The 3,001-nt window shown below is 68.4% G+C and carries 4 protein-coding genes; 2 read left to right on the top strand and 2 right to left on the bottom strand.

The features are described 5' to 3' along the window. Window positions 1-92: SDR family NAD(P)-dependent oxidoreductase (locus RMO04_RS16800; protein ID WP_309645916.1), on the bottom strand; the 92-nt coding region annotated here is incomplete at its 3' end. Then, complete coding sequence (locus tag RMO04_RS16795; protein WP_309645915.1) at window positions 89-1,321, bottom strand: patatin-like phospholipase family protein; 1,233 nt, start codon at window positions 1,319-1,321, stop codon at window positions 89-91. The genes RMO04_RS16795 and RMO04_RS16800, both read right to left, overlap by 4 nt. Window positions 1,322-1,417: 96 nt before the next feature. Between RMO04_RS16795 and RMO04_RS16790 the strand changes: the two genes are divergently transcribed. Together RMO04_RS16790 and RMO04_RS16785 are read left to right on the top strand one after the other, a co-directional pair. Beyond that, on the top strand, window positions 1,418-2,560 hold the full coding sequence (locus RMO04_RS16790; protein ID WP_309645914.1) for an aminotransferase class V-fold PLP-dependent enzyme: 1,143 nt from the start codon (window positions 1,418-1,420) through the stop codon (window positions 2,558-2,560). 93 nt (window positions 2,561-2,653) lie between these two features. After that, the coding region (locus RMO04_RS16785) for an IS1595 family transposase (RefSeq protein WP_309645913.1) at window positions 2,654-3,001 on the top strand (348 nt) is incomplete at its 3' end.

The following is a 3,001-nucleotide window of genomic DNA, read 5'->3' as shown; positions in this document are numbered from 1 at the left end:
TTGGCGCCCTGCGCCAGGAAGGCCTTGGCGATGTCCTTGCCGATGCCGCTGGCGGCGCCGGTGACGATGGCGACCTTGTCCTTGAGGATCATGCTGGGTCTTTCTCAGGTTGAAGGATTTCGGCCTTCGGAGTCACGAAGTCGTAGACCTCGACGCCGTGGGCGGCGGTGGGCGGGATCAGCACCTCGGGATGGGCCAGGGTGAGCAGGGCGTCGCGTCGCCCGGCCTGCCAGTGCTCCTCCATGGTGCGGCGGGAGAACTCGTAGTCCTTCGACTGGCCCTCATAGGTGGGCGAGCGATAGACCAGCTGGACGATGTTGTAGACGGCGGGGTCCGATGCCTCCGCCAGCAGGCGCGCCTGGGGCGTGGCGGCCAGTTCCGGCGGCATCTGAGCCAGCAGTTCGTTGAAGGCCGCGCGCAGCTCTTGCATCCTGCGGAAGGACTCCGTGGCCGCCCGCGTGCGGCTGGAGAACTGCACCTCCTTCATCCGCACGGCGACCTCCGACAGGTCGCGCGGCAGCTCGCCCCGGGCGCTCCACAGGTCGACCTGGAAGATCAGGGTGTCGAGGTCCGACCGCGCCGACAGCACCCAGTCCAGAGGGGTGTTTGAGACCAGGCCGCCGTCCCAATAGAACTCCTCGTCCACCTCGACCGCCTCGAAGGCGGGCGGCAGGGCGCCGCTGGCCATGATGTGCTGGGGGCCGATGACATCGATCTCATTGTCGAAATAGGCGAAGTTGCCGGTGCCGACATTCACCGCGCCGACGCTGAAGCGCATGGCCTTGCTGTTGATCAGGTCGAAATCGACCAGCCGTTCCAGGGTGGGGCGCAGGGCTGTGGTGTCGTACCAGCTTGTGGCGCCGGGGGCGCCGGGCGGGGTGAGGTAGGGCGGCGGCGTGCGCGGAGTGAAGAAGCCTGGCACCCCGTTGGCGATGATCTGCCCGGCCGCCAACTGGTTCAGCCAGCCCCGCGCGGCGTCGAAGGTGATCAGCTTGGTCCACTGGTCGGCCCAGCCGCCGTCGCGGGGCTCGCTGACCTGCTCCCAGAAGGCGCGCAGCCTGGCGACCCGGTGTTCGCGCGGATTTCCGGCGATGATGGCGCTGTTGATCGCCCCGATGGAGATGCCGGCGATCCAGGTCGGCTCTATCCCGGCCTCATGCAACGCCTCATAGACCCCGGCCTGATAGGCGCCCAGCGCCCCGCCGCCCTGCAGTAGCAGGGCCACGCTCTCGAAGGGCGTCGCGCAGGACTTGTGCGTCTCGCGTGGAGCGACCCCGGCGCGCTTGCGGTGCGGGCGGCGAGCGGGCTTCATCGGGTCCATCAGAGATTCTCCGGCGCGGATCGCGCGGCTCTCGATGGTGCAGTGCAACATTTCTTTGCGACGGCTTCAAGGCGGCGTCGCGTTTCAGGAGACCGGATGCTCCCCTCGCAACGCCATCTTTTCGATATCCCTGAGGGGGTCGCCTACTTCAACACCGCCTACAACGCCCCGCTGCTCAACGCCTCCCGCGATGCTCTCGCGACAGCCGCCGGGGCCAAGAGCCGGCCCTGGGAGCGGACCCCCGACGACTTCTTCGCCGACGCCGAGCGGGCGCGGACGCTGGCGGCGGACCTGTTCGGCGGCGGGGCTGACGGCTGGGCGGTGATCCCGGCCGCCAGCTACGGGATCAGCACGGCGGCCCGCGCCATCGAGCCGACCCTGCGCGCCCACGACCAGATCGTGCTGATGGAGGATGAGTTCCCCTCCAACGTCCTGCCCTGGCGACGGGTGGCGCAGGTGACGGGCGCGCAGGTCGTCACCGTGCCGACGCCGGCCGACGGCGACTGGACCGCCGCGGTCCTGGCCCACCTCGGCCCGCGGGTGAAGGTCGCGGCGCTGGGCCACTGCCACTGGACCAACGGGGCGCGGCTGGACCTCGAAGCCATCGGCGAAGCCTGCCGCGCGGTCGGCGCCGCCCTGGTGCTGGACGCCACCCAGACCCTGGGGGCCCTGCCGCTGGACCTGGACGCCGTGGCCCCCGACTTCCTGGTGGCGGCCGGTTACAAGTGGCTGCTCTGCCCCTACGGCTTCGGCCTGATGTACGTCGCCCCGGCCTGGCGCCAGGCGCGGCCGCTTGAGGAGACGTGGCTGGTCCGCGACAACGCCCGCGATTTCAACAACCTCGCCCAGTACAGCGACGGCTACCGCGACGGCGCGCGCCGCTTCGACGTGGGCGAGACCTGCGTGACCACGGTCCTGCCGGGTGCGATCGCGGCCCTGGAACAGCTGCAGGCCTGGGGTGTGGCGGAGATCGCCGAGAGCCTCGGCGCGGTCAACGCCCAGATCGCCGGACGCCTGGAGTCCCTGGGCTTCACCCTTCCGCCCGCCGAACTGCGCTGCCTGCACATGTTCGGGGCGCGGGTTCCGGAGGGGTTCGACGGGGACTTGGTCGGGGCGTTGCGGGGGCGGAACGTGTTCGTCAGCCAGCGGGGGAGCGCTGTGCGGTTCGCGCCTCATCTGCATGTGACGGAGGAAGATGTGGGCCGGCTGCTCGACGAGGTGGCACGAGGGGTGTCTTAATGTTCTTGTTTTGTTCTTGACATTTCAAGGCAGTTATATACGTGACAAAGCAGGATCGCTGGTGTAGCTTGTTCTCACTGAGGAGCTACCGCCGTGAACCTGACCGATCCGATCTTCACCGACGCCGACAAAGCCCGCTCCCATCTTGAGGCGACCCGCTGGCCCGATGGTCCGATCTGCCCTCACTGTGGCGTTGTGGGTCAGGCTGCTCGCCTTCCTGACCAGAGGGGTCGCCCGACCAAGGCGAACCCGACCGGGGCTGTGCGGAAGGGCGTCTGCCAGTGCAACGCTTGCCGTGAGCAGTTCACGGTTATGGTCGGGACCGTTTTTGAAAGCTCCAAGGTTCCGCTGAACAAGTGGCTGCTCGCCACCTACCTCATGTCGTCTTCGAAGAAGGGCATTTCGGCCCACCAGATCGGCCGCACGCTCGGCGTCACCTAC

This window comes from Phenylobacterium sp., assembly GCF_031412415.1.
GTDB lineage: Bacteria > Pseudomonadota > Alphaproteobacteria > Caulobacterales > Caulobacteraceae > Phenylobacterium.
The sequence above is the reverse complement of the archived record's forward strand: the minus strand, read 5'-3'. Positions and strand labels throughout refer to the sequence as shown.

Bases quoted from the DNA above. Each gene is read 5' to 3' on its own strand.
- RMO04_RS16790 (WP_309645914.1), top strand. From the start codon at position 1,418: ATGCTCCCCTCGCAACGCCATCTTTTCGATATCCCTGAGGGGGTCGCC.
- RMO04_RS16795 (WP_309645915.1), bottom strand. From the start codon at position 1,321: ATGGACCCGATGAAGCCCGCTCGCCGCCCGCACCGCAAGCGCGCCGGG.